General features: G+C 60.0%; 5 protein-coding genes. 1 reads left to right on the top strand and 4 read right to left on the bottom strand.

What is annotated here, in order from left to right; all coding sequences use genetic code 11:
* Window positions 1–132: 132 nt before the first annotated feature.
* On the bottom strand, window positions 133–1,257 hold the full coding sequence (locus tag QMX91_RS28590; RefSeq protein WP_098967719.1) for a GNAT family N-acetyltransferase: 1,125 nt from the start codon (window positions 1,255–1,257) through the stop codon (window positions 133–135).
* A 278-nt stretch (window positions 1,258–1,535) separates the two neighbouring features.
* Between QMX91_RS28590 and QMX91_RS28585 the strand changes: the two genes are divergently transcribed.
* Window positions 1,536–2,858: a putative porin gene (locus QMX91_RS28585; RefSeq protein WP_123586864.1), complete on the top strand. Its 1,323-nt coding sequence runs from the start codon at window positions 1,536–1,538 to the stop codon at window positions 2,856–2,858.
* A 182-nt stretch (window positions 2,859–3,040) separates the two neighbouring features.
* Here QMX91_RS28585 and QMX91_RS28580 read toward each other — a convergent pair whose 3' ends face one another.
* From QMX91_RS28580 to QMX91_RS28570, 3 genes are all read right to left on the bottom strand, one after another.
* Window positions 3,041–3,274 (bottom strand): zf-HC2 domain-containing protein, encoded by a 234-nt coding sequence (locus QMX91_RS28580; protein WP_098967716.1) that lies wholly within the window; start codon window positions 3,272–3,274, stop codon window positions 3,041–3,043.
* Window positions 3,268–3,882, bottom strand: coding sequence for an RNA polymerase sigma factor (locus QMX91_RS28575; RefSeq protein WP_003222662.1), 615 nt, complete (start codon window positions 3,880–3,882; stop codon window positions 3,268–3,270). Before QMX91_RS28575 ends, QMX91_RS28580 begins: the two co-directional genes overlap by 7 nt.
* A 191-nt stretch (window positions 3,883–4,073) precedes the next feature.
* Entirely contained in the window at window positions 4,074–5,195 is a 1,122-nt protein-coding gene (locus tag QMX91_RS28570; protein WP_282413740.1) for a beta-ketoacyl-ACP synthase III, read from the bottom strand.
* Window positions 5,196–5,469 lie beyond the last annotated feature (274 nt).

Here is a 5,469-nt window from a genome sequence, read left to right as displayed (position 1 = left end):
GGGCTTGCTCCCGAAGGCGTCGTGTCAGTCATATTTACCCTACTGACACACCGCATTCGGGAGCAAGCCCCCTCCCACAGTAATAAATCAACCACGCCCGAGAATCGATGTCGGCCCCGTTTAAAGGCAAGCTCAGGCCTGGCGGTATGGCAAGGCTGTTCTGGCTTCCTCGGCGTACGCAAGGACGCCAGCACGTTCCTGTTGCAGGAAGTCTTTAACTGCGGCTTTCAGACCGGGATGACGCAGGTAGTGCCACGAGTGGGTGATCACCGGTTCAAAGCCGCGAATCAGCTTGTGCTCGCCCTGAGCGCCGGCATCAAAGCGCTGATACCCCTGGGCAATCGCATAGTCCATGCCCTGATAGAAACACGTCTCGAAATGCAGCCGGTCAAACTCGGCCAGACAGCCCCAATAACGTCCGTAGAAGCTGTCGCCTCCGACCAGACTGAAGGCCATCGCCACCGGACGTGAACCCTGTTTGGCCAGCACCACCCGAATCGCCTCCGGCATCCGCGCAGCCAGCAGACTGAAAAACTCGCGCGTCAGGTACGGCGCCTGGCGGCGCACGGCGTAGGTGTTGGCATAGCAGGCGTAGACAAAATCCCATTGCGCCTCGTCCAGCTCACGCCCTTCCAGCCATTCGAACTCGAAGCCCTGCCCCGCCACTTGCTCGCGCTCTTTACGCATTTGCTTGCGCTTGCGCGAACTGAGCGCGTCGAGAAAATCCTGGAAGTCCCGGTAACCGCGATTCTGCCAGTGATACTGACAGCCGATACGTTGCAGCCAGCCCGGCTGCTCGGCCATGGCGGCATCGGTGAACGGGTCGGTGAAATTGATGTGCGCGCTGGAAAGCTCTTCGATTTCCAGATAACCCGGCAGGCTCTTGAGCAGTTCGAAACCGTCTTCGACCCGGGCGGCCAGCAAGCGTGGCCCGCTGACCGGACTGAACGGCACCGCCGTCAGCAGTTTGGGGTAGTAATCGATGCCGGCCCGGGCGCAGGCATCGGCCCAGCCGTGATCGAACACGTACTCGCCGTAGGAATGCCACTTGCGGTAACTGGGCAACGCCGCGATCAGCCGATCGTCTTCGACGTGCAGCAGATGCTCGGCTTGCCACCCCGTATGCGGGCCAACGCTGCCGCTGTCTTCAAGGGCCGAGAGAAAGGCGTGCCGCAAAAACGGCTGGTTCTCGGGCACCAGTGCATCCCAGGTCGCAGGGGCGATTTCTGACAGGCTTTGCAGGCGTTGCAACGGCATCAACTGACTCTCCACTTCCGGGCTTCAAAGCCCCGCGAGTATCGCTTATCGCTGCCCTTTGCACACGAGCAATCGGACGACAGCGCTCTAGATCAATAGTTCAGGACAACTTTGTATCGTCATCGACATGACATCACTTAGCCACTGCTCTGTCATAAACCATCGCGATACTCGCTCCTGTTTTTAGAGCGCCGGGTTCTACCCGGACACTGTTTTCCGACGTGCGCGTCGGTGTGCCCCGGATGGTTCTGCCATCCCTCTCATCTTCGGAGATTGCTATGCGTCTTGCTTCCACGAAAACTGCGGCGGCCCTGTGCGGTGGCCTGTTGCTGGCCATGAGCGTTCCGGCCAGTGCTGCAGTCGACGCCAAACTGCTCGACATGCTCAAGGCTAACGGTTCCATTTCCCAGGCGCAGTACGTAGAACTGCAAACTGAACTGGCCAAGGATCAGAAGGCTCAGCAAATCGCGCAGCAGGCGCAGCAAGAGACCAACGAGCAGATCGCGGCGACCGCGAAGAAAACCAATGAGCTGAGCTCCTTCGACCAGAAACTCGCCTGGGCCGCCAAGACCCAGTTCAAGGGTGACGTGCGTATTCGTCAGGAGACCGTCAAGATCGACGGCGAATCCAACAACGGCGGCCGTGACAAGGATCGCCAGCGCATCCGCGCCCGCCTCGGCGCCTACACCGAGATCAACCCGCAAGTCGACACCGGTATCCGTATCGCTACCGGCGGCGGCGACGATGCCCGTTCGACCAACCAGGACATGGACAACTACTTCGACAAGAAGCAGATCTGGCTCGACCTGGGCTACATCGACTACCACCCCGATGCGATCAAGAACCTGCACGTGATCGGCGGCAAGATGCTGCAACCGTGGGTCAGCATGGGCGACGTGATCTGGGACAGCGACATCAACCCGGAAGGTCTGGCCGTCACCTACAAATACCCACTGGGCAGCAGCGCCGAACTGTTCGGCAGCCTGGGTAACTACACCCTCAAGGACAACGTCGACGGCGAAGGCGTGCAATTCCGTCACGACCTGCGCCTGACCGCTGGCCAGTTGGGCAGCCGCTTCGCGATCACCGACAACCTGAAACTGACCCTGGGCGGCAGCGTCTACGCCTACCAGAACGACGAAGACAGCCGCTGCACCGGGACGTCCACACCGTGCGCGCTGTCGGTCAACGGCAACTCGGCCAACAACGAGTTCCGCCTGTACGAAGGTTTCAGCCAGATCGACATCGGCGGACTGCCGATGCCGCTGTCGTTCTACGGTCAATACGTGAAGAACAACGATGCCGTGACCGACGCCGATACCGCGTGGCTGGTCGGCGCCAAGTCGAAAGTCTTCGGTTTGAACCTGGATTACAACTATCGTGACGTACAGCGTGACGCCGTGGTCGGCGCGTTCACCGACTCCGACTTCGCCAACGGCACCACCGGTTCCCGTGGGCACAAGTTCAAGGTCGGTTACGACATCGACAAGAACTTCGCCATCGGCGCCACGTACTTCCTGACCAAGGCCGACTTCTCCAGCCGTACCCAGCGTGACGCAGACACCAACACTCTGCAGCTGGATGCCGAAGCCAAGTTCTAAACAGCGTCACCCTCTAGCCTGACGCGGGCGGGACGATCCCCATCATCCGTTCGTTTCGTCCCGCGCCGGCTATTTCTGCAGGATGCAAAAACACTGTAGGAGCTGCCGGAGGCTGCGATCTTTTGATCTTGTTTTTGAGGATCAAAAGATCGCAGCCTTCGGCAGCTCCTACAGGTGGAATTCTATTTTTCCTTGCGGCGTTGCTCGGCCAGACGCTCAGCCAGCGCATCCACACCCTCTTGCGGCTTCTCCGGCATCGCCTTCAACGTGGCCTGCATCAAACGCATCTGACGAATGAAGCGCCGACAGTTCGGGCAGAACATCAGGTGATGGCGCACCAGCAGTTTCTCGCGAAAGCTCAACTGGCCATCGAGATAATCGCTGGAGCGCGCTACTTGTTCCTTGCAGGTCAGCATTCGCCGGTCTCCTCAAAATGCTCCACCGTGGCGAAGACTTTCAGCCGCGCACGATGCAGCAGCACACGGACATTGGAGAGCGAGATCTCCAGAAGATTACAGATCTCTTCCAGTTCCAGACCCTGACGTTCGCGCAGCAGCAACACGCTGCTTTGCAGTTCCGACAGGCTGAGCAAGGTGTGCTCAAGGCAATCACGCAATTCACTTTCGGTAAGCAAGGCTTCCGGGGTGTCCTGATGCCAGGCGAATGGCGCCACCAGCCAATGGCCGTCACCGGGCGAAAAACGGTCGTCATCGATGGTGCCGTGGGGTGACGGCAGATCATCCATCAATACTTCGCGGCGGTTTTGTTTGTAGCGGCTCTTGGCCGAGTTGGCGGTGATGGTCAGCAGCCAGGTCTTGAGACTGGAACGACCCTCGAAGCTGCCGATATGGCGCACCACCGAAAGCCAGGCGTCCTGCACCACTTCTTCGACATGGCGCTGGCCGACAATCGCGTAAGCCACGGCGCGCATGGCGCTCTGGTAGGTGCTGACCAGCTCCTTGAAAGCCTTTTGCTCACCCGCGAGCAGACGTTCGAGCAGTTGGGTGTCGTCGGTTGCGGCCATGCACGCCTCGTTTGCAAATACCGATTAACGTTAACGCACTCGACCCTGTGGCGAGCGAGCTTGCTCGCGCTCGGCTGCGCAGCAGTCGCAAAACCGGCGATTGCGGTTCTCCAGCAAGATCGCAATCGCCGGTATCGGGAGCGCTACGCACTCGAGCGGGAGCAAGCTCCCTCGCCACAAAGGAGGGTGACTCAGCGCTTGCGCAGAATTACGCTGCCGATCGAGTAACCGGCGCCGAACGAGCTCAGCACGGCCAGCGAACCGGCGGCCAGATCGTCCTGATATTTGTGGAAGGCAATCACCGAGCCGGCAGAGCTGGTGTTGGCGTAGGTGTCGAGAATCACCGGCGCTTCTTCTTCAGTGGCTTCACGGCCCAACAGCTTGCGCACGATCAGGTGGTTCATGCTCAGGTTGGCCTGGTGCAGCCAGAAGCGCTTGACGTCGCCGACGTTGAGTTTGTTCTCTTCCAGGTGCTCACCGATCAGCTCGGCGACCATCGGGCAGACGTCCTTGAACACCTTGCGGCCTTCCTGCACGAACAGCTTGTCGCGGGCGCCGATGCCCTCTTCCGCCGCGCGGTTGAGGAAGCCGAAGTTGTTGCGGATGTTGTTGGAGAACTTGGTCAGCAGTTTGGTGCTGACCACGTCGAACTGGTGTTTGGACGTCGCTAGGTCGGCACGCTCGATGATTACCGCTGTCGCGGCGTCACCGAAGATGAAGTGGCTGTCGCGGTCACGGAAGTTCAGGTGACCGGTGCAGACTTCCGGGTTGACCATCAGGATCGCCCGGGCCTGGCCCAGTTGCACGCTGTTGGCCGCGGCCTGAATGCCGAAGGTCGCCGAGGAGCAGGCGACGTTCATGTCGAAACCGAAACCCTGAATGCCCAGTGCTTCCTGGACTTCGATGGCGATGGCCGGGTAGGCGCGCTGCAGATTGGAGCAGGCGACGATCACGCCGTCGATGTCGGCGGCGGTCTTGCCGGCACGTTGCAGCGCCTGTTCAGCGGCGCCGATGGCCATCTGGCACAGCACAGACCATTCGTCGTTGGAACGCTCCGGCAGGCGCGGGGCCATGCGCGCAGGATCAAGGATGCCGTCCTTGTCCATGACAAAGCGGCTCTTGATGCCCGAGGCTTTTTCGATGAATGCAGCACTGGATTCGGTCAGCGCCTGGACTTCACCGCTGGCGATGGCGTCGGCATTGTCGGCGTTGAACTGCGCGACGTAGGTATTGAAAGACTGCACCAGCTCTTCGTTGGAGATGCTGTTGGCCGGGGTGTACAGGCCGGTGCCGCTGATGACGACGTTATGCATGGTCGTTTCTCTAATCTGTTCAGGCAGAAAGCGCTGGCACCGACGTACCAACACACAAAGGGTCTGTTCCCGTCCGGGGACGCTGACCTGGCATCGCTTTATTCCGCCACGTGACCCGGCCGAAGGCTCTGGGTCACGAAACCGGCGTTTATGGTCGCGAAGTTTGCCATAAACCCAAGGTTTTGGCGCCTTTCTCAAGCACCACCCCATTTCCCTGTAGGAGTGAGCCTGCTCGCGATTGCGGTGTGTCAGTCAGTATTACGGTGACTGACAC

The sequence above is a fragment of the Pseudomonas sp. PS01299 genome, assembly GCF_029960145.1.
GTDB lineage: Bacteria > Pseudomonadota > Gammaproteobacteria > Pseudomonadales > Pseudomonadaceae > Aquipseudomonas > Aquipseudomonas putida_A.
This window is presented reverse-complemented; position numbering and strand designations above follow the sequence as displayed.